General features: G+C 73.0%; 23 protein-coding genes and 1 riboswitch. Of the genes, 12 read left to right on the top strand and 11 right to left on the bottom strand.

Annotated elements, in window-relative coordinates; all coding sequences use genetic code 11:
- Nucleotides 1-3: 3 nt before the first annotated feature.
- Together ACWPOB_RS03145 and pdxH are read right to left on the bottom strand one after the other, a co-directional pair.
- On the bottom strand, nucleotides 4-1,272 hold the full coding sequence (locus tag ACWPOB_RS03145; protein WP_006936119.1) for an MFS transporter: 1,269 nt from the start codon (nucleotides 1,270-1,272) through the stop codon (nucleotides 4-6).
- Nucleotides 1,269-1,922: a pyridoxamine 5'-phosphate oxidase gene (gene pdxH, locus ACWPOB_RS03140; protein WP_455399905.1), complete on the bottom strand. Its 654-nt coding sequence runs from the start codon at nucleotides 1,920-1,922 to the stop codon at nucleotides 1,269-1,271. Before pdxH ends, ACWPOB_RS03145 begins: the two co-directional genes overlap by 4 nt.
- A 245-nt stretch (nucleotides 1,923-2,167) precedes the next feature.
- Here pdxH and ACWPOB_RS03135 point away from each other — a divergent pair, with 245 nt between their 5' ends.
- The 4 genes from ACWPOB_RS03135 (at nucleotide 2,168) to ACWPOB_RS03120 (ending at nucleotide 6,430) form a co-directional block, all read left to right on the top strand.
- Nucleotides 2,168-3,295 carry a citrate synthase 2 gene (locus tag ACWPOB_RS03135; RefSeq protein WP_006936122.1) on the top strand — a complete coding sequence of 376 codons (1,128 nt, stop codon included), beginning with the start codon at nucleotides 2,168-2,170 and terminating at the stop codon, nucleotides 3,293-3,295.
- Between the two features lie 115 nt (nucleotides 3,296-3,410).
- Nucleotides 3,411-4,532, top strand: coding sequence for a phosphoserine transaminase (gene serC, locus ACWPOB_RS03130; protein ID WP_029541824.1), 1,122 nt, complete (start codon nucleotides 3,411-3,413; stop codon nucleotides 4,530-4,532).
- Between the two features lie 245 nt (nucleotides 4,533-4,777).
- On the top strand, nucleotides 4,778-5,665 hold the full coding sequence (gene sepH / locus ACWPOB_RS03125) for a septation protein SepH (RefSeq protein WP_455399904.1): 888 nt from the start codon (nucleotides 4,778-4,780) through the stop codon (nucleotides 5,663-5,665).
- Nucleotides 5,666-5,680: 15 nt separating this feature from the next.
- The gene (locus ACWPOB_RS03120; protein WP_455399860.1) at nucleotides 5,681-6,430 is read left to right on the top strand and encodes a DUF6928 family protein; all 750 of its coding nucleotides are present in this window, start codon (nucleotides 5,681-5,683) and stop codon (nucleotides 6,428-6,430) included.
- A 40-nt stretch (nucleotides 6,431-6,470) separates the two neighbouring features.
- Here ACWPOB_RS03120 and ACWPOB_RS03115 read toward each other — a convergent pair whose 3' ends face one another.
- The 4 genes from ACWPOB_RS03115 to ACWPOB_RS03100 all read right to left on the bottom strand — a co-directional run bounded on the left by ACWPOB_RS03115 (nucleotide 6,471) and on the right by ACWPOB_RS03100 (nucleotide 9,620).
- Nucleotides 6,471-6,752, bottom strand: a complete 282-nt coding sequence (locus ACWPOB_RS03115) for a DUF2537 domain-containing protein (protein WP_006936132.1) — start codon at nucleotides 6,750-6,752, stop codon at nucleotides 6,471-6,473.
- A complete protein-coding gene (locus ACWPOB_RS03110; RefSeq protein WP_100056867.1) occupies nucleotides 6,749-7,555 on the bottom strand; it encodes a TrmH family RNA methyltransferase in 807 nt (268 codons plus the stop codon). The genes ACWPOB_RS03115 and ACWPOB_RS03110 overlap by 4 nt, the downstream gene beginning before the upstream one ends.
- A gap of 105 nt (nucleotides 7,556-7,660) precedes the next feature.
- Nucleotides 7,661-8,092, bottom strand: a complete 432-nt coding sequence (locus ACWPOB_RS03105; protein WP_029541818.1) for an Rv0880 family HTH-type transcriptional regulator — start codon at nucleotides 8,090-8,092, stop codon at nucleotides 7,661-7,663.
- 43 nt (nucleotides 8,093-8,135) lie between these two features.
- On the bottom strand, nucleotides 8,136-9,620 hold the full coding sequence (locus ACWPOB_RS03100) for an NCS2 family permease (RefSeq protein ID WP_100056872.1): 1,485 nt from the start codon (nucleotides 9,618-9,620) through the stop codon (nucleotides 8,136-8,138).
- 75 nt (nucleotides 9,621-9,695) lie between these two features.
- Here ACWPOB_RS03100 and ACWPOB_RS03095 point away from each other — a divergent pair, with 75 nt between their 5' ends.
- Nucleotides 9,696-9,944: a DUF2530 domain-containing protein gene (locus ACWPOB_RS03095; RefSeq protein ID WP_455399859.1), complete on the top strand. Its 249-nt coding sequence runs from the start codon at nucleotides 9,696-9,698 to the stop codon at nucleotides 9,942-9,944.
- A 37-nt stretch (nucleotides 9,945-9,981) separates the two neighbouring features.
- Here the strand turns inward: ACWPOB_RS03095 and ACWPOB_RS03090 are convergent, their stop codons facing one another.
- From ACWPOB_RS03090 to ACWPOB_RS03080, 3 genes are read right to left on the bottom strand one after another with little or no spacing between them, the layout of a single operon-like run.
- Nucleotides 9,982-10,521 carry a phosphatase PAP2 family protein gene (locus tag ACWPOB_RS03090; RefSeq protein ID WP_455399858.1) on the bottom strand — a complete coding sequence of 180 codons (540 nt, stop codon included), beginning with the start codon at nucleotides 10,519-10,521 and terminating at the stop codon, nucleotides 9,982-9,984.
- Nucleotides 10,518-13,286 (bottom strand): sacsin N-terminal ATP-binding-like domain-containing protein, encoded by a 2,769-nt coding sequence (locus tag ACWPOB_RS03085; RefSeq protein WP_455399857.1) that lies wholly within the window; start codon nucleotides 13,284-13,286, stop codon nucleotides 10,518-10,520. Before ACWPOB_RS03085 ends, ACWPOB_RS03090 begins: the two co-directional genes overlap by 4 nt.
- 2 nt (nucleotides 13,287-13,288) lie before the next feature.
- Entirely contained in the window at nucleotides 13,289-14,338 is a 1,050-nt protein-coding gene (locus ACWPOB_RS03080; protein ID WP_455399856.1) for a DUF3027 domain-containing protein, read from the bottom strand.
- Between the two features lie 49 nt (nucleotides 14,339-14,387).
- Between ACWPOB_RS03080 and ACWPOB_RS03075 the strand changes: the two genes are divergently transcribed.
- The 3 genes from ACWPOB_RS03075 to ACWPOB_RS03065 all read left to right on the top strand — a co-directional run bounded on the left by ACWPOB_RS03075 (nucleotide 14,388) and on the right by ACWPOB_RS03065 (nucleotide 17,411).
- Nucleotides 14,388-15,182 carry a glutaminyl-peptide cyclotransferase gene (locus ACWPOB_RS03075; RefSeq protein ID WP_455399855.1) on the top strand — a complete coding sequence of 265 codons (795 nt, stop codon included), beginning with the start codon at nucleotides 14,388-14,390 and terminating at the stop codon, nucleotides 15,180-15,182.
- Nucleotides 15,183-15,243: 61 nt separating this feature from the next.
- Nucleotides 15,244-16,944, top strand: coding sequence for an MFS transporter (locus tag ACWPOB_RS03070; protein ID WP_455399854.1), 1,701 nt, complete (start codon nucleotides 15,244-15,246; stop codon nucleotides 16,942-16,944).
- Complete coding sequence (locus ACWPOB_RS03065; RefSeq protein ID WP_100058316.1) at nucleotides 16,944-17,411, top strand: DUF2771 family protein; 468 nt, start codon at nucleotides 16,944-16,946, stop codon at nucleotides 17,409-17,411. The genes ACWPOB_RS03070 and ACWPOB_RS03065 overlap by 1 nt, the downstream gene beginning before the upstream one ends.
- Before the next feature lie 82 nt (nucleotides 17,412-17,493).
- Here ACWPOB_RS03065 and ACWPOB_RS03060 read toward each other — a convergent pair whose 3' ends face one another.
- Nucleotides 17,494-17,904: a cold-shock protein gene (locus tag ACWPOB_RS03060; protein ID WP_455399903.1), complete on the bottom strand. Its 411-nt coding sequence runs from the start codon at nucleotides 17,902-17,904 to the stop codon at nucleotides 17,494-17,496.
- A gap of 167 nt (nucleotides 17,905-18,071) precedes the next feature.
- Here ACWPOB_RS03060 and ACWPOB_RS03055 point away from each other — a divergent pair, with 167 nt between their 5' ends.
- The 3 genes from ACWPOB_RS03055 (at nucleotide 18,072) to ACWPOB_RS03045 (ending at nucleotide 19,733) form a co-directional block, all read left to right on the top strand.
- On the top strand, nucleotides 18,072-18,314 hold the full coding sequence (locus ACWPOB_RS03055) for a hypothetical protein (protein ID WP_100058318.1): 243 nt from the start codon (nucleotides 18,072-18,074) through the stop codon (nucleotides 18,312-18,314).
- Entirely contained in the window at nucleotides 18,311-18,703 is a 393-nt protein-coding gene (locus tag ACWPOB_RS03050; protein ID WP_100058319.1) for a YccF domain-containing protein, read from the top strand. Before ACWPOB_RS03055 ends, ACWPOB_RS03050 begins: the two co-directional genes overlap by 4 nt.
- Nucleotides 18,704-18,939: 236 nt before the next feature.
- A riboswitch (cyclic di-AMP (ydaO/yuaA leader) is annotated at nucleotides 18,940-19,139 on the top strand.
- Nucleotides 19,140-19,148: 9 nt separating this feature from the next.
- Nucleotides 19,149-19,733: a resuscitation-promoting factor Rpf1 domain-containing protein gene (locus ACWPOB_RS03045; RefSeq protein WP_100058320.1), complete on the top strand. Its 585-nt coding sequence runs from the start codon at nucleotides 19,149-19,151 to the stop codon at nucleotides 19,731-19,733.
- A gap of 64 nt (nucleotides 19,734-19,797) precedes the next feature.
- Here the strand turns inward: ACWPOB_RS03045 and ACWPOB_RS03040 are convergent, their stop codons facing one another.
- The gene (locus tag ACWPOB_RS03040) at nucleotides 19,798-19,986 is read right to left on the bottom strand and encodes a hypothetical protein (RefSeq protein ID WP_006936172.1); all 189 of its coding nucleotides are present in this window, start codon (nucleotides 19,984-19,986) and stop codon (nucleotides 19,798-19,800) included.
- A 59-nt stretch (nucleotides 19,987-20,045) separates the two neighbouring features.
- Between ACWPOB_RS03040 and ACWPOB_RS03035 the strand changes: the two genes are divergently transcribed.
- Nucleotides 20,046-22,334 (top strand): helicase-associated domain-containing protein, encoded by a 2,289-nt coding sequence (locus tag ACWPOB_RS03035; RefSeq protein WP_455399853.1) that lies wholly within the window; start codon nucleotides 20,046-20,048, stop codon nucleotides 22,332-22,334.
- Nucleotides 22,335-22,397: the final 63 nt, after the last annotated feature.

The raw sequence follows: 22,397 nt of genomic DNA, 5'->3' as shown, positions 1-22,397 counted from the left end.
CGATCAGCGGATCGTGCGGTCGACCCGGTACCGCACGAATGCGGGGAAGGCGAGCACGCACACCAGCACACCGACCACGACGAGCACTCCGCCGCCCGCCGCGGCGATCGCGGTGCCCACCAGCGCGGCCGCCCCGCCGTGCAGGACGTCGCCGATGCGGGGTCCGCCGGCGACGACGACGATGAACACGCCCTGCAGCCGGCCGCGCATCTCGTCGGTGGCGACGGACTGCAGCATCGTCGAGCGGAACGCCGCCGAGACCATGTCGACCGCGCCGCCGAACGCCAGGAACGCCAGCGCGATCCACAGCCACACCGCGGTGCCGCCCGGTTCGGCCGCGCCCACCGCGACGCCGAAGCCGATCATCGCCAGGCCCCAGGCGACGATGCACACGATCACCGCCAGGCCCTGCCGGCGCACCCGCGGCAACCACCCCGAGAACACCCCGCCGAGCACCGCGCCGACCGACATCGCCGCGAACAGCAGGCCGAGCGCGAGCCCGCCCTGCGCGGGATCCCCGAACGAGTCGTGGGCGATCTGCGGGAACAGTGCCCGCGGCATGCCGAACACCATCGCGACGATGTCGACGACGAACGAGGCGAGCAGGATCTTCTGCGTGGACAGGTAGCGGAACCCGTCGAGCACCTCGCGCAGGCCCGCCCGCCGGGCCTGCCCGGTCGGCGGGATCGGCGGCAGCGCGAGCACCGCCCACAGCGTCGCGAGCAGCGCGACGGTGTCGATCAGGTACAGGGTGGGCAGGCCGAGCACGGGGATCAGGGCGCCCGCGAGCAGCGGCCCGGCGATGGCGCCGAACTGCATCACCGTCATGTTCAACGAATTGGCGGCCGCCAGTTGGCCCTTCGGGATGAGTCGCGGGATCACGGCGCCGCGGGTCGGCTGGTTGACCGCGAAGCAGGCCTGCTGCAGCGACAGCAGCACCAGCACCAGCCACACGTTCCCGAGACCCGCGGCGGCCTGCGCCCACAGCAGCAGCGACGTCACCCCCATGCCCACGGTGGTGAGCGTGAGCAACCGGCGCCGGTCCATCACGTCGGCCAGGGCCCCGCCCCACAGCCCGAACACCACGAGCGGCACGAGGGCGAACACACCGGTCAGGCCCACGTACGCGGAGTTGCGGGTGATCTCGTAGATCTGTTGCGGCACGGCGACCACGCTGAGCTGGGCGCCGATGACCGTGACGATGCCGGCGGTCCACAACCGGCGGTAGTCGCGATTCTCGAGCGGTGTGGTGTCGGCGAGCAGTCGCCTCACGGCTGCAGACGCTCGGTGATCCACCGCCCGTCGACCAGCCGGGTCCGCACCCGGTTGTGCAGGCGGTTGGGGCGGCCCTGCCAGAACTCGGCCGACTCGGGGCGGATCCGCAGCCCACCCCAGTGCGGCGGCACCGGGATCTCGGCGTCCATGCCGTAGCGCTCCGCGACCTCGACGAGGGCGTGCTCGAGCGCGGCCCGCGACTCGATCGGCCGGGACTGCTGCGACGCCCACGCGCCGAGGCGGGAGCCGCGGGGCCGGGAGTGCCAGTACTCGGTGGTCTCCTCCTCGCCGACCCGCTCGACGGGTCCGCGCACGGTGACCTGGCGGAAGATCGGGATCCAGGTGAACGTGGCCGACGCGTAGGGCGTCGCGGCGAGCTGCCGGCCCTTGTCGGAGTCGTAGTTGGTGAAGAAGGTGACCCCGTCCGCGTCGACGCCCTTGCACAGCACGGTGCGGGTGACGGGCCGCCCGTGCTCGTCGACGGTGCCGAGCACCATCGCGTTCGGCTCGGGCAGCCCCGCCGCGGCGGCGTCGCCGAGCCAGCGGCGCAGCAGCGGCAGCCACCCGTCGGCGAGCCACTCGGGCTCGAGATCCTCGTCGGCGGCGGAGGCGCCCTGCGGGCCGGCGGGGGTGTAGTCGACACGCATCGAGGCCAGGTCGGCGTGCTCGGCCGCACCCGGAGTCAGTCCCTCGGCGTTCTCGGCGCCGGGCTGTGGATCGGTGGACACGATGCTCGACGCTACTCCTGGGTATCCCATCGCTCAGCGTCCAGTCCGGGGGACTACAGTCGCACCGACGAACGGAGTGGGGCGCCGATCACATCCGCCGAGTCCCGCTTCACCGGCAGTGCCGCCCGGACCGGGTTGCACCGAACGAGGAGAGCCCAACCGTCATGGCATCGCGCGCGTCTGTACCCGAGGATTTCGTCGCCGGCCTCGAAGGCGTGGTCGCCTTCACCAGTGATATCGCCGAACCCGACAAGGACGGCGGTTCGCTGCGCTACCGCGGCGTCGACATCGAGGACCTCGTCACGCGCGGGGTGACGTTCGGGGACGTGTGGGCGCTGCTGGTCGACGGGAAGTTCGGCCAGGGCCTGCCCCCGGCCGAGCCGTTCCCGCTGCCGATCCACACCGGCGACGTCCGCGTCGACGTCCAGGCCGGCCTGGCGATGCTCGCCCCGATCTGGGGCTTCGAGCCGCTCCTCGACATCGACGACGCCACCGCCCGCGAGAATCTCGCCCGCGCTGCTGTGATGGCACTGTCCTACGTCGCGCAGTCCGCGCGCGGCATCTACCAGCCCGCCGTGCCGCAGAAGCGCATCGACGAGGCCGCGACCGTCACCGAGCGGTTCATGGTGCGGTGGAAGGGTGAGCCCGACCCGGCGCACGTCGCCGCGATCGACGCGTACTGGGTCTCGGCGGCCGAGCACGGCATGAACGCCTCCACCTTCACCGCCCGCGTCATCGCCTCCACCGGCGCCGACGTCGCCGCCGCGCTGTCCGGTGCGGTCGGCGCGATGTCCGGCCCGCTGCACGGCGGCGCCCCGGCGCGCGTGCTGCCGATGATCGAGGAGACCGAACGCACCGGCGACGCCCGCGCGCTGGTCAAGGGCATCCTCGACCGCAAGGACAAGCTGATGGGCTTCGGCCACCGCGTCTACCGCGCCGAGGACCCGCGGGCGCGGGTGCTGCGCGACACCGCCAAGCGCCTCAACGCCCCGCGCTACGAGGTCGCCGCGGCGCTGGAGCAGGCCGCCCTCGCCGAGCTGCGCGAGCGTCGCCCCGATCGGGCCATCGAGACCAACGTCGAGTTCTGGGCCGCGGTGATCCTCGACTTCGCCGAGGTCCCGGCCGCGATGATGCCGGCGATGTTCACCTGCGGCCGCACCGCCGGCTGGTGCGCGCACATCCTCGAGCAGAAGCGCCTGGGCAAGCTGGTGCGCCCGGCCGCGATCTACACCGGCCCGGACCCGCGCAGCCCCGAGAGCGTCGAGGGCTGGGACTCCATCACCCACAACTGACCCGCCGAGCCGGGCGGACGGCCCCTGCGCCGGGTGCCCGTCCGTCCGGCCACCCGGCGGGGGCCGTCTAGACTACCGGTGCACTCGTTCCTCGACGTTTAGGACACGCATACCGATGGCTGACGCTACACCGATCATTCCCGCCGACCTCAAGCCCGCAGACGGCCGCTTCGGCTGCGGCCCCTCCAAGGTTCGCCCCGAGCAGCTGCAGTCCCTGGTCGAGGTCGGTGCCTCGGTGTTCGGTACCAGCCACCGGCAGAAGCCCGTCAAGGACGTCGTCGCCCGCATCCGCTCGGGTCTGCGCGAGCTGTTCTCCCTGCCCGACGGCTACGAGGTGGTGCTGGGCAACGGCGGCACCACCGCGTTCTGGGACGCGGCCGCGTTCGGCCTGATCCGCGAGAAGTCGCAGCACTTCACCTACGGCGAGTTCTCGTCGAAGTTCGCCACGGTCGCCAAGAAGAACCCGCTGATCGGTGACCCGATCGTCGTCGACAGCGCGCCGGGCACCGCACCGGAGATCGTCGCCGACGGATCGGCCGACCTCATCGGCTGGGCCCACAACGAGACCTCGACCGGTGTCGCGGTGCCTGTCACCCGCCCGGCCGGCTCCGGGAACGCCCTCATCGCCATCGACGCGACGTCCGGTGCCGGCGGCCTGCCCGTCGCCGCGGAGGACTTCGACGTCTACTACTTCGCGCCGCAGAAGTGCTTCGCCGCCGACGGCGGCCTGTGGATCGCGCTGATGAGCCCGGCCGCGCTCGAGCGGGTGGACGAGATCAAGGCCTCGGGCCGCTTCACCCCCGAGTTCCTGTCGCTGCCGATCGCCGTCGACAACAGCACCAAGGATCAGACGTACAACACCCCGGCGGTGGGCACGCTGCTGCTGCTGGCCGACCAGATCGAATGGATGAACGGCAACGGCGGCCTGGAGTGGACCACCGCCCGCACCAAGGACTCGTCGTCGCGGCTGTACGAGTGGGCCGAGGCCTCCGAGTACGCCACCCCGTTCGTCGCCGATCCGGCGCTGCGCTCGCAGGTGGTCGGCACCGTCGACTTCGCCGACTCGGTGGATGCCGCGAAGGTCGCGAAGATCCTGCGCGCCAACGGGATCGTCGACACCGAGCCGTACCGCAAGCTGGGCCGCAACCAGCTGCGCATCGGCATGTTCCCGGCCATCGACCCCGAGGACGTCACCCAGCTGACCAAGTGCGTCGACTGGGTGGTCTCCCAGATGTAGGGCGGTAGCGCAACCGTTCGGGGCGGGGTCGGATCCGGGTCGGGTCCGGCCCCGCTTGCCGTCTCGCGCGCCTCCCAAACTCTCGACGAGTAGTAGAGACTTTCGGGGAAACCTTGGACAATAGCGCCACGTCGACGGTTTCGCGCCACAGGGTCCCCCGGCGTGTCGGCGTGTCCTGCTCCGCAGGGGTCACGAGTCCGTTACAGTCGGGCGGGTCAATCGCGATTCCCCGCGAGGAGGTCATGGTGCGAGAGCTTCGAGTGGTCGGCCTCGAGCCCGACGGAACGCACGTCGTGCTTGCCGATCCCGAAAACGGCGACAGATTCCGCATCCCGATCGACGACACGCTCCGCGCCGCCTCCCGCGGTGACCTCGCCCGCCTCGGGCAGATCCAGATCGAGACCACCAGCCAGCTGCGCCCCCGCGAGATCCAGGCCCGCATCCGCTCCGGCGCGTCCGTCGAGCAGGTCGCCGAGGAGGCCGGGATCCCGCTCGCGAAGGTGGAGCGGTTCGCCTACCCGGTGCTGCTCGAACGCTCCCGCGCGGCCGAGATGGCCCAGCAGGGACATCCGGTGCGCCCGGACGGCCCGGCCGTGCACACCCTCGCCGAGATCGTCGCCCAGGCGTTCCGGGCGCGAGGGCACAGCATCGACGCCGCCACGTGGGACGCGTGGCGCGACGACGAGGGCCACTGGGTGGCTCAATTGCAGTGGGCCGCCGGCCGGTCCACCAACACCGCGCACTGGCGCTACCAGCCCGATGCACACGGCGGCACGATCCTCCCGCTCGACGACACCGCCACCGAGCTGATCGACCCGGACTGCGGGCGGCCGCTGCGCTGCCTCACGCCGGTGTACACGGCGCGCGACGTCGACGACAGCGGGGACAACGACGGGCCCGACCGGGAGGACGTCGTCGCCGAGGCGATCACCCTCGATCCGCCGCCCGCGGTGATCGACGCGGAGGTCGAGGAGGTCCGGCCCATGACGGCGAGCCTGCCCGAGCCCGACGCGGAAGAGGACCGGCCGAAGCTGGCGCCGCAGCAGAGCCCGGGCAAGGACAAGCGCGGCAAGCCCGCCCTCCCCTCGTGGGACGACGTGCTGCTCGGCGTGCGCAGCAACGGGCGCGTCTGAGGTTCGGGCCCACCGATGGTGGCGGCGGCCGTGTCGACCATCTGGTACGTCGACGCCCCCGACCCCGGTGCGGTGCTGCGCGCCGCGCGGGCCGACCGGAAGACGGCCCACGCGCTCGTCGGGCGGCTGCACCCCGGGCTGTCGTCCGAGCCGCTGGACCGGGTGCCGCTCGCGCAGGCCGCGGCCGGTGACCCCGGCCGGGTCTACGTGGGCAGCTTCCCCGGGGTGACGGTGGTGTGCAGCCCGGACCTCGCGGCCACGCGTCCGTCGCAGCTACCCGAAAGCTGGAGGCGCACCGTCGCTTCCGAGAACACCTACCTCGTCGTGTCGGACCCCACCGGGGCGCGCGGCGCCGTCGGGGCCTGGCGGCGCGGCACGCTGCGACGGGCGTTCGACGCCACACCCGTCGACATCGCCGAGGACGACGGGCTGCCCTTCGTGTGGGAGCGGCCGTTCTGGGGTGGGGAGTTCCCCATCCGCTGGCCGCTGGACGTGTTGCCCGATCCGCAGGCGCTGCCGTTCCACCCCCGCCGGTTCGCCGAGGCCGCCAACGCCGCGTGGCTCGGGTTCCGCTACACGGGCCGCGCCGGCGGCGAGCTCGACCCCCACGAGATCGAGGTGTGGGGCTTCGAGCTGTACCGCGAGGGCGAGCGACCGCCCACCGAACACGACGAGCCGGCCCGCCCGCCCGCGCGACGGTGGTGGTGGCCGCGACGAACCGCCGCGCCCGGTCGCGCGCTGTCCGGTCACCCGCACGCCGAATAACCGGCGGGTCCATCCGATTCGCGCGCGGCTGCGGATCCGCTCAGAACGTCGTGACGCCGAGCAGCACGATCCAGCCGACCGGAACTCCGGCGGCGACACCGGCGACGATCCACCGCCACAGCGGCACCCGCCGCCACCACCACAGGGTCGGGGCGATCCCGGCCGCGGCGACGAGGTTGACGATCACCGCGAGCAGGGGGTGCACACGCCCGAGTTCGAGCCCGAACGCGACGATCGTGACGACGGTGACGACGAGGGCGAAGCCCGTCAGCGTCAGCCCCGTCGACCACGGTGTCGACGGGGCGCGCAGGGGTGCGGTCACCGCGGGAGCCGTACCCGCTCGTAGAACGCCATCGCCGCGGCCGTGGCGACGTTGAGCGAGTCGGTGCCCGGGACCATCGGAATGCGTGCCCGCACGTCCGTCGCGCGCATCGCGTGCTCGGTCAGCCCCGGGCCCTCGGCACCGAGGAGCAGGGCGACCTTCTCCCCCGTCATGGCCTCGGCCAGCGGCACGGCCTCGGGATTCGGCGTGAGCGAGATGAGCTGGAAGCCCCGCGCCCGCAACCGGTCCAGGTCGTACGGCCACCGCTCGACGTGCGCAAACGGCACCCGCAGCACGTGCCCCATCGACACCCGCACCGCCCGCCGGTACAGCGGGTCGGCGCAGCCCTTGCCGAACAGGACGGCATCGACGCCGAGGCCGGCGGCGTTGCGGAACATCGAGCCGAGGTTCTCGTGGTCGTTCACGCCCTCGAGCACCGCGACGGTGGTGGCCTTCTCGAGGACGTCGTCGAGGGCGAGTGCCGGTGGCCGGTGCGCCGCGGCGAGCACCCCGCGGTTGAGGTGGAAGCCGACGACCTCGGCCATCACCTCGGCCGAGGTGCGGTAGAACGGCACATCGACGTCGCGCAGGTCGTCGGCGAGTTCACCGAGACGGCGATCCACCCCGAGCAGGCTGCCCGGCGCGAACCGCGAATCGAGCATCCGCTGCACGACGAACACGCCCTCCGCGATCACCAGGCCCTTGCCGGCGGGCAGGTCCGGCCGGCGATCCGACGAGTTGAGGTCTCGGAAGTCGTCCAGCCGGGGGTCGGCGGGATCCTCGATGTCGATGACGTGAACCACGCCGTCGATTCTCCCAGGTAGCACCGGAGTCTCGTCGGCGGGTTCTCGCTCCGCGCTACCCCGTGTCGTCCGGGCGCAGACTCGGCCCTACGGGCCGGGACCGGCTCACTCCGCCTCGCTGACCAGCTTGTTGATGATGCCCACGGCGTCCTGCAAGGTGGCGAGGTGGTCCTCGTCCAGCGTGGCCAGACGTTCGGTCAGCCACGCCTCGCGGGCCTGCTGCTCGTCGACCAGCAGTGCCAGGCCCGCATCCGAGAGCGAGACGATGACCTGCCGGCCGTCCGTGGGATGCGGAGTCCGTTCGACGAGTCCGAGCTCGTCGAGCGATGCGATCACCCGCGTCATGGACGGCGGCTGAACCTTTTCGCGCGCGGCCAGCGCGCCGGGGGTCATCGCTCCCTCCTGCCTCAGCGTGGTCATTGCCGACAGCTGAGTCAGGGAAACCCGGGAATCGGAGCGCCGCCCCCGCAAATGGCGCGTCAGGCGCACAACTGCCAACGAGAGGTCGCCGGCGAGCGTGCGATGTTCCGATGTCATGGCGTGCACAATACGGGACCGACCGGACACATCGTGCCGCGTGTCAGGTGAGCAGTTCGGTGATCGGGTCCACCGCGAAGTAGGCGACGAACAAGCCCGCCACCACCCACAGCAGCGGGTGCACCGTCCGCGCCTTCCCGGCCGCCGCGTGCAGGACCACCCACGTGATGAAGCCGACGCCGATCCCGTTGGCGATCGAGTACGTGAACGGCATGACGACGATCGTGAGGAACGCCGGCAACGCGATGGCGAACTGCGTGAAGTCGATGTCGCGGACCTGCCCGATCATCAGGGCACCCACCACCACGAGGGCCGGCGCGGCGGCCTCGACGGGCACCATCTCGTAGAGCGGGGTGAGGAACATCGCGGCGAGGAACAGCACGCCGGTCACCACGTTCGCCAGGCCGGTGCGCGCACCCTCGGCGATGCCGGAGGCGGACTCGACGAACACCGTGTTCGACGACGCAGATCCCACGCCGCCGGCGATGGCCCCGGTGCCCTCGACGACGAGGGCACGGCCGATGCCGGGCAGGTTGCCGTCCTTGTCGGCGAGACCGGCCTCCTTACCGAGACCGGTCATCGTGCCCATCGCGTCGAAGAAGTTGGCGAGGACGAGCGTGAACACGAGCAGCGTCGCGGCGATCACGCCGATCCGGGTGAACGCGCCGAAGAGGTCGACGTTGCCCACCAGGCTCAGATCCGGCACGCCGGCCACCGTGTCCGGCACCTCCGGCGTGCTCAGATTCCAGCCCTTCGGGTTGGTGCCCTGCGACGGCCCGACCGCGGCGACCGCCTCGACGATCGCGGCGACCACCGTGGTCACGACGATGCCGATCAGCAGCCCGCCGGGCACCCGGCGCACGATGAGCACCCCCATGAGCAGCACGCCGAACACGAACACGGCGGTCGGCCACGACGCGATCGAGCCGTCGATGCCCAGCCCGACGGGGACGGTGGTGCCGGCCGCGTCCGGCAGGCGGCGCACGAATCCGGCGTCGACCATGCCGATCAGGGCGATGAACGCGCCGATGCCGGCCGCGATGGCCGCCTTCAGCTCGGGCGGGATCGCGTTGAACACGGCGGTGCGGAAGCCGGTGAGGGCGAGGACCACGATGATGATGCCGTCGATCACCACGAGGCCCATCGCTTCGGGCCACGTGACCTGGGGTGCGATGGTGACCGCCAGCAGGGTGTTGATACCCAGGCCGGCCGCAATGGCGAACGGATAGTTGGCCACGACGCCGAAGACGATGCTCATCAGTCCGGCCACCAGCGCGGTGACGGCGGCGACCTGGTTGATCGGCAGAATGTTGCCGAGCACGTCGACCTTGGCCGAGGCGTCGTCCGGGGAGAAGCTGCCCAGGATCAGCGGGTTGAGCACCACGATGTAGGCCATCGCGACGAACGTGACGACGCCGCCGCGCACCTCCCGCGAGACCGTCGATCCCCGTTCGGTGATCTTGAAGTAGGTGTCGAGGAACGAGGTGCCGACCGCCGTGCCGGACTTCCGCTCTGAGGATTGGGCCATATCGACTTCCGCTCTGGGATGGGGGCTGCGTCGCAACGGGAGATTATTGCAATCGGGCTGGACTAGCCTGAAATCGTGAACGACGCGCAAACGGTTGCCGAGCGGACGCGGCGCCTCGCCGATCCCCGTCCCGCGCTGGCGATCGGCACGGCACTGTGGACGGTGGCGATGATCGTCGTGCTCGCCGCGGGCGACCGGTGGCCGGCCGCCCTGCCCGTGTGTGTAGCGGGAATCATTGTGGGGTTCTTGGGATTCGCCGTGTACCTCGTGCAGCGCCGGGCCGCTCGGCTGGGTCGGCGCGGCGCGCAGGTCGGACTGGACTGACGAGCGGGTCCCATGTCGCCCGGCCCCACGGCCGCGGTCACAGCCGGGCCCGCACCCGCGTGATCAACCCCACCCACAGCAGCGCCCACAACGACCCCAGCAGCCACCCGGCGACGACGTCGGTCAGCCAGTGGGCCGCGAGGTAGACCCGCGAGAGCCCGACCGCGAGCGTGTAGGCGCCCAGGGCGCAGTACGCCACGAGCGCCCGGCGGCTGCCGGGCGGCGACTGCCGGGCGATCACGACGGCGAGCACCGTCGCCAGCATCGCGGTCATCATGGCGTGCCCGGACGGGAACGAGTGGGTGGTCAGCTCGACGAGGCGCGCGGGCTGCGGCGGGCGCTCCCGCCCGAACTGCAGCTTGAGCAGACTCATCAACGGCCAGCCCGTCAGGATCGTCGCGGACAGGAGCAGCGCATCGTCGCGACGGCCTGCGCGCAGCATGAGCATCGTCAGCGCCGTCGTGACGACGGCGACGGCGACGGTACCGCCGGTGTGGGTGACGGCGGTGACGGCGGCGGTCAGCGTGGGTTCGCGGAGCTCCACCACGCCGTCGAGGGTCGTCGTGTCGATGCTCATCGTGGCTCCGGCGGCGAGAGCGCCGCGACGGCGGCGGCCAGTCCCGGCCCGGTGCAGTGCGTCGTACCGCTCCCGTCGACCCACCACGAGACGTCGCGCTCGCCGGTGACCGCGCCGGAGCAGCGCACGGTCAGCCGCTCGTGCACGACGAGGGGTCCGCGCGGCAACGGCCGCCGCGCGACGGCCGCCGCGAGCACCGCGGCGGGCTCGTTCCGCCATCCGGTCGCGCGTCCCGGGCCGGTGACGTGTCCGGACACCTCGGCCGAGGCGAGGGGGACGTCGAGGAGGTCGGCGAGGACCTGTGCGGTCGGCAGGGTGCCGAGCACGAGCCGGTCGGCGGGCACCACGGCGGCGAGCCACGGCCGGTCCAGCACCAGCGCGTCCGCCGCGTCGACGATCGGCCCGGCGAGGCTGCGGACGGCGTCGGGCAGGTGCAGGGCGTCGAGGTCGAGCATGCCGGCGGCACTCGCCGCGGCCAGGGCGGCGTGGGCGTGGGCGGTGACGGCCGGGGCGGGGGTGCGGTCGGGGTCGGCGAGTCGGTCGAGAAGCAGCGCGGCCGTCTCCGTACTCTCGACGCCCGTCGCGGCCAGGCACGGCCGCAGGCGGTCCGCGTCCGGGTGCGGGCAGGGGTCGAGCAGACCGGCGAACGCCTCGTCGTCGGGCGCGCGCAGGTGCCCGAGGGTCCGGCCGCCCAGCGACGCGTAGGTGCGCAGCCACCAGGCGGTGTAGCCGCGCCGGTCGCCCAGGGCCGCAGCCGTGCCGGGTTCGGCGACGAGAAGCGACAGGGCCCGGTCCCAGCGGGCGTCGTCGACGAGGTCGAGGTCGCGCACCGCCACGAGCGACTCGGGGTCCTCGTCGAGGGTTCCCCACCACTGTTCCTCGTCGGGCAGGTCGTGATCGGGACCGGTGGGCAGCTCGGCACGCAGCACCGTGAAACCCCATCCGACGCCGACGGCCCGCAGCGCCTCCGCGTCGTACTGCTCCGCCACCTGCGGATCGAGGGTGACGAAGGGCGCGTCCTCGACCAGCACGTCCGCGAGGGGCGCCCCCGGCAGCAACAGCTCGTCGGCGGGCACGAGTTCGCCGTCGATGTCGGGCAGGAGCAGCGCCCCCAGCTCCCGGGGCACCGCCTCGGCCGGTACCTGCGCCGCCAGCCGGAGCACGACATCGGCGAGTTCGGCCGTCGCCTCATGGTCGTCGACGTCGACGTCCTCGACCGCCGCGAGCAGCGCCGGGTCCGCGAGCAGATCCGCCGCCGTGACCGTGCCGGCGCCGAGCCGGGTCAGCAGGGGATGCGCGGCGTCGGGGTGCACGAGGCGCACCCACGGCATGCGCAGATGCCCGACGTCCGTGCCCAGCACGGCGGTCCGCGGCCCGGTGACGGTCCGGCCGTCCGACAGCGGCACCGGGATCGCGGCGAGTTCCTCGGCCACCACCGAGTCGACGACCAGCGGGGTGAGCGCCTCGTACAGCCGATACCACCACGCAGGCTCGCGCTCGACCCCGGCGAGCAGCTCGGCGATCCGCGCCGGCCCGAGGCGGTGCACGTCGACGGCGCCGAGCGCCGCAGCGTACCGCGGCCCGCACAGATCGGGCCGGATCAGGCCGGGCACGACGTCGGCGAGGACGGCGGCGAGCTCGTCGGTGAGACCGGTCAGCGCGGTGGCCCGGTCCGGGACCAGATCGTCGCCGCCGCCGGCCGGGGGCAGCCACGGATGCGAGCGCAGCTCCTGCAGCACGGCCTCGCGCAGCAGCGCGTCGACCTCGCTGCGCGCGAAGCCGGGAACCGGAACCATCGACGGCCGCTGCCGCGGCGGCAGCGCCGCGACGAAGCCGGCGTAGCCGCGCGCGAGCCCGGCCACCGGGGCGCCGGGGAGCAGGCGGCGCCGGTCGGGCTGCATCGGTACGTCGGCGATCACCAGCGCGGGCAACGAGAGTTCCTCGTCGGAGCGGGTGGGAGCGCGCAGCACGTCCTGCGGCACCGGCACCACCACCCCGTCCACGACGGGAACGAGCCAGCGGGCGTGGGGCCCGGCGTACTCCCACCAGGTCCGCTCGCCGACGGCGACGACGCGCAGTCCGGACTCGGCTTCGGTGCAGGTGCGGGTGAGCTCGCGGCCGCCCACCGTGACGGCGGCCAGTGCGGGCAGCTCGAGGAGCAGATCCACGGCCTCCGCGGCGAACCCGTCGAGCAGCGTCTCCGCGTCGATGCCGGGACGCAGCCGCAGCACCACCTCGGTGTCCCAGCCGGGCGCCGGCGGCGTGGACGCCGGCCACGCGAGGCGCAGCACCGGGATGCCGGACTCCGGGGCGGGCAGGCCGCGGTCGGCCAGCGCGTCCCGGGTGTGCGCGGCGGAGAAGCCGATCGAGCCGGACCGCGAACGGATCTCGATGTCCTCGCTCACCGCGGCCGCGGCGGTGAAGCCGACCCCGAACCGGCCGACCCCGCCGGTCTTGCTCGACGCCCGCAGCGCCGTCAGCGCCTGCACGCCGGCTTCGTCGAGCGGCGCACCGGTGTTCGCGACGTGCAGGTCGTCGCCGTCGCGCCACAGGCACAGCGCGCCCGGCACGCCCGTGCGCGCGGCCGCGTCGGCGGCGTTCTGCGCGAGTTCGGTGAGCACCCGGTCCCGGTAGCCGGCCCGGACGAGATCGGCCTCGGTGGCGGCATCCTCCCGCAGCCGCGTCGGGGACGACGCCCAGGCCAGCAGGGTGCCCTCGCGCAGCGCCGCGGTCCCGAAGGGGTCGGCGGGGTCGGGGCGCGGCATCCTCAGTCGGTCTGTTCCGGCGGCGCGGCTGCGGCCGGCTCGGCGGTCGTGTCCTCGGTGCTCTCCGTGCCCTCGGCGCTCTCCGTGTCCTCGGCGCTCTCCGTGTCCTCGGCGCTCTCCGTGTCCTCGGCGCTCTCCGTGCCCTCGGCGCTCCCGGACCCGGTCTCCTCCGTGGCCTCCGGGGCCGTGCCTTCCGCGTCCACCGGGGCGGCGCCGCGGTCGTCGGCGCCGGCCTGGGCGTGCGCCTCCGCACTCGCCCCGGCCGGCGGCAGGGCGACGACCTCCACAGCGGAGTCGTCGTACGCCTCGTGGACCGGGGAGCCCGCGCCGGTCGGCAGGGTGGTGTCCGAATGGGCGCCGCACCCGTACGCCGAGTGCACCACGTGGCCGTCGGCGGCGAACTCGTTGCCGCACACCCCGAACGCTGCCCGCAGGGAACCCGCGAGGGGAAGGTAGAACCCGCACAGCCGGCACGTCGAGGGCGCGGCCTTGGCCATCTCCGAGTCGGGGCCGTAGTCGCCGTCGTACCAGCGCTGGGCCGCCTCGAGGCGGCCCTCGAGGCTCATGACCTGCGTGCGGCCGAGGCCGATCTCGAGGGCCGTCTCGTCGATCTCGGGGTCGCCGGTGGCGACGTAGCCGGGCACGAGGCGCGGATCCCCCGCCGGGGGCGCGAGCAGGTCGCCGGGACCGAGGTCGCCGGGCCGGATCCGCTCGTTCCACGGCACCCACCGCGGCGCGACGAGCGCGTCCGGTCCGGGCAGCAGCGCCAGCTCGCTCACCGTCACCCGGTCCGAGCCGGGTGCGGCGGCGACGACGACGGCCCACTGCCAGCCCCGGTACCCGGGCAGTTCCGCGGCGAACCGGTGGGTGGCGGCGCAGTCGTCCTCGGCCGCGACGCCGAGGTACGCGCCGACGCCGGTCTCTCCCGCGTCCAGCAGCGCGGCCCGCGCGACGTCGACGGCGTCGGCCAGCAGAGGCTGCACGAGCTGTTCGGTAGAGGCGGACGCGGAGCCGGACGCAACTGAGGAAGGCACACCACTCACGGACCCCATTCTGCCGCACGGAACCGCCGCCGCGACCCTCGGCTGCCATCATGTGGGCATGCGCCGCCGTCCGCTCTCCGTCGCGGCCGCGGTAGCCGCCTGCGTCGCGGCAGCCGCGTGCGACTCCGCCCCGGCGGATCCGGGTCCGCCGCCCGAGCGCCTGCGGGCCGAGATCGTGGCCGTGCATCCGCACGATCCCGCCGCGTTCACGCAGGGCCTCGAGGTGTCCGGCGACGAGCTGCTCGAGGGCACCGGCCTGTCCGGCCGGTCGTGGATCGCGGCGCGGTCGCTGGCCACCGGCGCCGAACGGGTCCGGGTGCCGGTGCCGGACGACATGTTCGGCGAGGGCATCACCGTCGCCGGCTCCACAGTGTGGCAGCTGACGTGGCGGGACGGGGTCGCGGTCGCCCGCGACCGGGACAGCCTGGCCGAACGCGGCCGCGCCGACTACGACGGGGAGGGCTGGGGGTTGTGCGCCCAGGACGACCGGCTGGTGATGAGCGACGGCACCGCGGAGCTGAAGTTCCGGCACCCCGGGACCTTCGCGGAGACGGGCCGGGTGACGGTCCTGCGCGAGGGCCGCGCCGTCACCCGTCTCAACGAACTCGAATGCACCGACGACGGCGCCGTGTACGCCAACGTGTGGAAGACCGACGAAATCCTGCGCATCGACCCGGACGAGGGCCGGGTGACCGCCGTGGTGGACGCCGGGGCGTTGCGCGAGCGGCTCACCGACGGGCAGCGCGAGCGCATCGACGTGCTCAACGGAATCGCACACCTGCCCGGTACCGATCGTTTCCTCGTCACCGGCAAGTACTGGCCGGCGGTGTTCGAGGTGCGGTTCGTGCCGTGACTGCGCCGCAGGTGGGGCACGCCACCGAACACCGATCCGCCCGGTGCGACAGAATTGTGCCGTGACCGATTCGGACGAGGAACGCGCGCACGACGACGCGGGCCGTCGCGCCGACGTCGGCGGTGGTCCCCGCCCGTCGGCCCGGGCCCCGCACCCCGGCAACGGCAACTATCCGCCGCCGCGGCGCACGTCTGCGCGACGCACCCCCCTGCCGCCGCTGCACCCGGTCGAGGACGCCCGCAGGTACCGGGGCGACGACTTCTCCCGCGGGGAGCGCGCCGGCGCCCCGCGGGCCCCACGGATGCCGCGGAAGCTGACGGTCACCCGCGTCGCGGCGCTGCGCAGCCGTGAGCTCACGAGCAAGGGCATCGCGACGTTCCGCCGGGCCGCCACCGCGGACGGTGCGGACCGCTCGGGCCTGACGGCCCTGACCTACGCGACGATGGCGAACTTCGCGAGCGACGCGGCGGTCGCCGTGGCCCTGGCCAATACCCTGTTCTTCTCGGCGGCCACGGGCGAGGACAAGACGAAGGTCGCCCTGTATCTGCTCATCACGATCGCCCCGTTCGCGGTGATCGCCCCGCTGATCGGTCCGTTGCTCGACCGGTTGCAGCACGGCCGCCGGCTGGCGCTGGCAACGTCGTTCGCCGCGCGCACCGTGCTCGCCGTGGTGCTGGTGTTCAACTTCGACAGCTGGGGGTTGTACCCCGCCGCGCTGGCGATGATGGTGCTGTCCAAATCGTTCGCGGTGCTCAAATCGGCGGTGACGCCGCGGGTGCTGCCGCCCGAGATAGATCTGGTCCGGGTGAACTCCCGGCTGACGGTGTTCGGCCTGGTGGGCGGCACGATGGGCGCCGGGGCCGTCGCCGCCGCCGCGGCCTGGATGTTCGGATCGTCCGGCGCACTGTGGCTGTGCGCCGTCATCACGGCGTTCGGCGCATACCTGAGCATGCGGATCCCGTCGTGGGTCGAGGTCACCGAGGGCGAGGTGCCGGCCACGCTGTCGTATCACGGCGCCGAGTCCCGCACCGAGGTCGTCGGGACCCGCACCGAAGTGATCGCGACGCCCGCGCGCGCCGCCGGCGGCGCGAAGAGCCGCCGGCAGCCGCTGGGACGGGCCGTGCTCACCGGTTTGTGGGGCAACGGCACGATCCGGGTGCTGACCGGCTTCCTGACCTTGTTCATCGCGTTCGTCGCCAAGTCGAAGACCGAGCACGAGCCCCTGGTCCAGGCGGCGATGCTGGGTCTGGTCGGCGCGGCCGCCGCCATCGGCAACTTCACCGGCAACGCGACCGGTGCGCGGCTCACGCTGGGCCGTCCCGCGTTGATCGTGGTGCGGTGCACCGCGGCCGTGACGGTGATGGCGGCGCTGGCCGCCGCGACCGGCAACCTGATCACGGCGGCCCTCGTGGCGCTGGTGGGATCCTGCGCGAGCGCGCTGGCGAAGGTGTCGCTGGACGCGTCGCTGCAGCAGGACCTGCCGGAGGAGTCCATCGCGTCCGGGTTCGGTCGCTCGGAGACGGTGCTGCAGCTGAGCTGGGTGTTCGGCGGGGCCCTGGGGGTCCTGCTGCCGACCGAGTACTGGCTCGGGTTCACCGTGGTCACCGTCGTGCTGGCCCTCGGTCTGACGCAGACGATCCTCACCTACCGTGGAGGCACCGTCGTTCCGGGCTTCGGTGGCAAACGCCCGGAACACGCCACCCAGGAGACCACCGGTCGCATCCCGCGGCCAGGCGGACGTACGACCAGAAACGGAACGTGATGAGACTGCAGCCCCGGACGAAGAAGACGATCGCGATCCTGGTGATCGTGGCGCTGGTCGCGATCGGCGGGCTCACCGCGGTCGTGGTCGCCCTCGTCCGTTCCGCACCGCCGAGCCTGCCCACGGTGACGGCGTACGCGCAGGGCCGTACGGTCACGGTCGAGCCCGGCCTGTGCAGCGCCGACGGTACGTGCGCCGGCCTCGAGGCCGTGATGCTCGAGGTCCCGGCGGGGCGGCCGCTGCAGTTGTCGTTGCCGTCGGAGATCACCGACTCGGACTGGCGGCTGAACGTCACCTACGGTGATCCCCGCACCGGCGAGATCTTCGAGGGGTTCCGCGACTACACGCCCGGTCAGGCCCGGGCCGTGACGGTGCCGTCCGATCCCGGCGCGCAGTTGCTGAATGTGGTGCTGCAGCTTCCCGCCACCGGGGAGCAGGCGCCGGTGTGGGCGATCCAGACGTTCTGACCCCCGTCCGGCATGCGAGAGGGGCCTTCCGGGTGCTGTCCCGGAAGGCCCCTCTCGCGTCGGGTCGGCCCGACGCCGGACGTCAGGAGTCGAGCTCGCGCGCGACGGCCCGCATCACCTCGGAGATTCGCTGGGCGGTCTTGCGCTCGGGATGGCGGCCCTTGCGCAGCTCCGGCTGCACGGTGGCCTCGAGCAGCTTGATCATGTCCTCGACCATGCCGTGCAGCTCGTCGGGCGAGTGCCGCTTCTGGGGGGCCGCCTCACGCCGCCCGCCCTGGCGTACCGACGGCAGCGGATCGAGCAGTTTCAGGCTGAGCGCCTGCGGTCCGCGACGGCCCGCGGCCATGCCGAACTCGACCCGCTGACCCGGCTTGAGGCCCTCGACCCCGGCCGGGAGCGCGGAGGCACGCACATAGACGTCCTCGCCCTCCTCCTGGGACAGGAAGCCGAAGCCCTTCTCCATGTCGTACCACTTCACCTTGCCGGTAGGCACTGCGTTCACCCGCTCCTCGACAGCCGTGCCCCCGGGGGCACGAGTGGATATGCAAAACAACGCGCCCCGCTTCGAGTGCGGGACGCGCAGACATGCGTCAGTGTACCCGCGGCGGAGTCCACCTTCGAAAGTCCGGCGGCGGCGCGGGCGGGCGGGGAAGCACTACGGTGGAACGCGTGGGCACCTCCAGTTCTTCCGCACCGGGCAACGGCCTGCTCAAGGCCGCGCTGGCATGTTTCCTGGTCGGGATCGTCGCCGTGGTGGCGATCTTCCTGACCCCCGCCGTCACCGACGGCCGACCGGGCCTGGTGCTGTATCTGCTGACTCTCGCCTGGCCGCTCGGCTTCGTGCTGGCATTGACCTTCGCGCTGCGCTCCGGCCGGCGCTCCCGTGGAAGGGACCGCACGTGAGGATTCTGCTCAACATCATCTGGCTGGTCTTCGGCGGGCTGTGGCTGGCGCTGGGGTACTTCCTGGCGGGGCTGATCTGCTTCGTGCTGATCATCACCATCCCGTTCGGCATCGCCTCGTTCCGCATCGGCATGTACGCGCTGTGGCCGTTCGGCAAGACGGTGGTGGACAAGCCCACGGCGGGGGCCGGGTCGCTGATCGGCAACGTGATCTGGGTCGTCGTCGCCGGCATCTGGCTGGCCCTCGGTCACGTCGTGACGGCGATCGCGATGGCGATCACGATCATCGGCATCCCCCTGGCGCTCGCGAACCTCAAGATGGTGCCGATCTCGCTGATGCCGCTCGGGAAGGACATCGTCCCGGTGGACAACCGCCCGAGTTACATGTGACGTTCCTCACATAACACCGGCATAACGGCGAGGTCGCGAACCGGCACCGGCGATGGACCTTGGTCCCTACCTGCGACTTCATCCCGCCACACGCGCCACTCGTGCGCCGCCCTCGCCGCGCTCGGCGTTATCAATTGGTGACAATCCCCGCCTCGAGCCGTTACCGTCGTCTCCGGCCGGTTGGTTCGGCCACCCCGGGTCCGTCGCGCCAAATCCTGCTCCGCGGATTCCGGGTGTCCCGACAAACGATCCACGGGAGCAGGAAGCGGGGGACCCAACGGTCTCCCAGGGAACACCGATTCCCAGGAGGCACCCGGATCGCCGCCACGGCGACGGTCCTTGGGGTGAAGCCGAATCGCCCACCGGCGAGGAGGCCGGGCTACCTCTTCAGCCCGAACCCGACAGCTGACCTCGTAGGCGCGTACGGAGAGGAACCGGAACCGACATGAGCGGACGCCATCGCAAACCCACCAACACCGGCCGCACCGTCGCCAAGTTCGCGCTGACCAGCGCCGTTCTCGGCGTCACGGGCGTCGCCTTCAGCGGCACCGCCAACGCCGCTCCCGACTCCGACTGGGACCGCCTCGCGCAGTGCGAGTCCGGCGGCAACTGGGGCATCAACACCGGCAACGGCTACCAGGGTGGCCTGCAGTTCTCCCCCAGCACGTGGAACGCCTACGGCGGCGGCGAGTACGCGGCGACCGCCAACCAGGCCAGCCGCGAGCAGCAGATCACCGTCGCCGAGCGCGTGCTCGCCGGCCAGGGCTGGGGCGCGTGGCCGTCCTGCTCCTCGAGCCTCGGCCTGAGCAGCAGCCCGACGCAGCGCAGCGCCCCGTCCACGAGCGCCGGCACCGTCCAGAACACCCCGGTCGTCGAGGCCGCCCCCGAGGTGCCCGAGCTTCCCGCTCTGCCCGCGGAGGCCCAGGGCCTGCGGGCCGGCTTCGAACAGGGCCTCGACGCCCTGCGCCAGGCCGGCATCGCCGTCGACCAGAACCTCGTCGACGCGGTCAACGCCGCCCTGCCGAACTGACACCCGGCACAGACGCACGAAAGAGCCCCGCACCGTTCCGGTGCGGGGCTCTTTCGTGCTTCGATCAGCGGTTGATGACGGTGCGGGGGTGGGTGTACGGCAGGGAGTCGACCGGCAACGGAAACTCCATCTCCTCGCCATACGGGGACAACGGGCCGGAACGAGTCGAGGACAACTCGGTGACGGCGTGGTCCCCGTCCGCCACCTTGGGCCACCCCGGATCGACATACTGCTTCTTCGAATTGTCAGCCATGCGCTCATTTTGGCAGGCAGGTTCACGGACAGCTACTTCAGGTCTCTAATCTGGTCTCGATGACCGCCACCGACCCCGCCGCGCCGGAGACCGGCCCGGAGTCGCTCGCGCGCTGGTTGAGCGACCGCCGCGACGCCGACCTCGCCGAGCTGCTGCGCGCGCGCCCCGACCTGGTGGTCCCGCCACCCGCGACGATGGCCGTCCTGGCCGGCCGCGCGCAGCAACGTGCCTCGGTGTTCCGCGCCGCCGACGAGCTCACCGTCCTCGACTTCGGTGTGGTCGACGCGCTGACCCGGCTGGGCGCCGACCGGGAGCCGGTGACCCGCCGGGCGCTGCTCGACTCCGTGTCCGGCCGCGTCACCGCCAAGAACGTCGACCGGTCCCTCGACCGCCTGCGCCGGCTGTCGCTCGTGTGGGGTCCCGCCGAGGGGCTGCGGCTGATCAAGGCCGCGGCCGAGGCGGTGCCGTGGCGAATCGGCCGCAGCCCCGACCCCGAGCAGCTACCGGCCCCGGCCGAGCTCGGCACCCTGCTCGCCGACCTCGATCCGGCGCAGCGCAGCCTGCTCGACACCCTCGCGCGCACCTCGCCCGTCGGGCGCACCCGCGACGCCGCGCCGGGCACACCCGCCGACCGGCCCGTGCAGCGCCTGATCACCGCCGGGCTGCTGATCCGGCTCGACGACGAGACCGTCGAGCTGCCGCACCGGGTCGGTCAGGCACTGCGCGGCGAGGCCCCCTTCGACCCCGCCGCCCTCACCCCGCCCCGGCCGCTGCCCGCGACGCACGTCGTCGCCGAGGTCAACGCCACCGCGGCGGGCGCCGCCCTCGAGCTGCTGCGGCACTGCGAGAACCTGATCGACGCGCTCGCCGCCCTGCCCGCGCCCGCGCTCAAGTCCGGGGGCCTCGGCGTGCGCGAACTGCGCCGCCTCGCCAAGACCGTCGACGTCGACGAGCAGCTCGCCGCGCTGCTCGTCGAGGTGCTCGCCGCGGCCGGCCTGATCTCGCGGGGCGTGCCCCAGCCGCCGCCCCCGACGGACATCGACGACTACTGGGCGCCGACCACCGCCGCCGACGGCTGGTCGAACGCGCCGCCCGCGCAGCGCTGGGCCGTGCTCGCGGGCGCGTGGCTCGACGCGCCGCGACGTCCGTGGCTCGTCGGGCGCCGCGACGCGACGGACAAGCCGATCGCCGCGCTGTCCGACGAGTGCCAGTCCACCGCTACGCCGCGCGAGCGGCGCCTGCTGCTCGAGCTGCTCGCCGAGGTGCCCGGGTCGGCGCCCGGCGCGGAGTCGGCGCGAGCCGTGCTGGCCTGGCGGCGGCCGCGGTGGGCGGCCCGGCTCGGCGGCGACACGGTGGCCGAAACGCTGCGGGAGGCGACGGCGCTGGCCGTCGTCGCGCACGGCGCTCTCGCCTCGCCCGGCAAGGCGCTGCTGCACGGCGGCGATCCCGAGGCCGAGATGGCCGCGGTCCTGCCGGAACCGGTCGACTACGTGCTGGTCCAGGCCGACCTGACGGTGGTGGCGCCCGGCCCGCTGGTGCCCGAACTCGCGGACCGCATCGCCCTCGTCGCCGACGTCGAGTCGGCGGGCGCGGCCACGGTGTACCGGGTGAGCGAGGCCGGCGTGCGCCGCGCCCTGGACGCGGGCACCGGCGCCGCCGAGCTGCACGCCCTGTTCGCCACGCATTCGCGCACTCCCGTCCCCCAGGCGCTGACCTACCTGATCGACGACGTCGCCCGCCGTCACGGCCGGCTCCGCGCCGGGATCGCCGCCTCGTTCGTCCGCTCCGACGACCCGGCGCTGCTGGCCGAGGTGCTCGGTCACCCCGTCGCCGGCCACCTCGCCCTGCGGGCCGTCGCGCCGACGGTCGCGGTGTCGCAGGCGCCGCTGGCGGAGGTGCTCGCCGAGCTGCGCGGTGCGGGCTTCGCGCCCGCGGGCGAGGACGCCACCGGCGCGGTGCTGGACCTGCGGCCGCGAGGCGCCCGGGTGTCGGTGCCGCGGGCACGGCCCCGCTACATCGGACCGACGCCGCCCACCGGGGAGCAACTCGACACCCTGATCCGCACGCTGCGCGCCGGGGACCGGGCCGCAGCCGCCCCGCGCGGCACCACGGTCCGCGGCGACGGCACCCGCACGGGTGGTGCCGCGACGATGGCGCTGCTGCAGCTCGCCGCGCACGGCAAGCGCAGCGTCCGGATCGGCTACGTCGACGCGCAGGGTGTCGCCACCCACCGCATCGTCGATCCCGTCGCCGTGGGTGGGGGGCAGCTCGAGGCGTTCGACCCCGCCGCGGGCACGGTCCGCAGCTTCGTGCTGCATCGCATCACCACGGTTGCGCTCGTGGAGTGACGGCGGCCGGTGGCGGGCCTGCCGCCGCACCTGGAGAATGGGGAGGTTCTGCCTGTTCCCGTG

Source organism: Rhodococcus sp. 2H158, assembly GCF_053764755.1.
The sequence above is the reverse complement of the archived record's forward strand: the minus strand, read 5'-3'. Positions and strand labels throughout refer to the sequence as shown.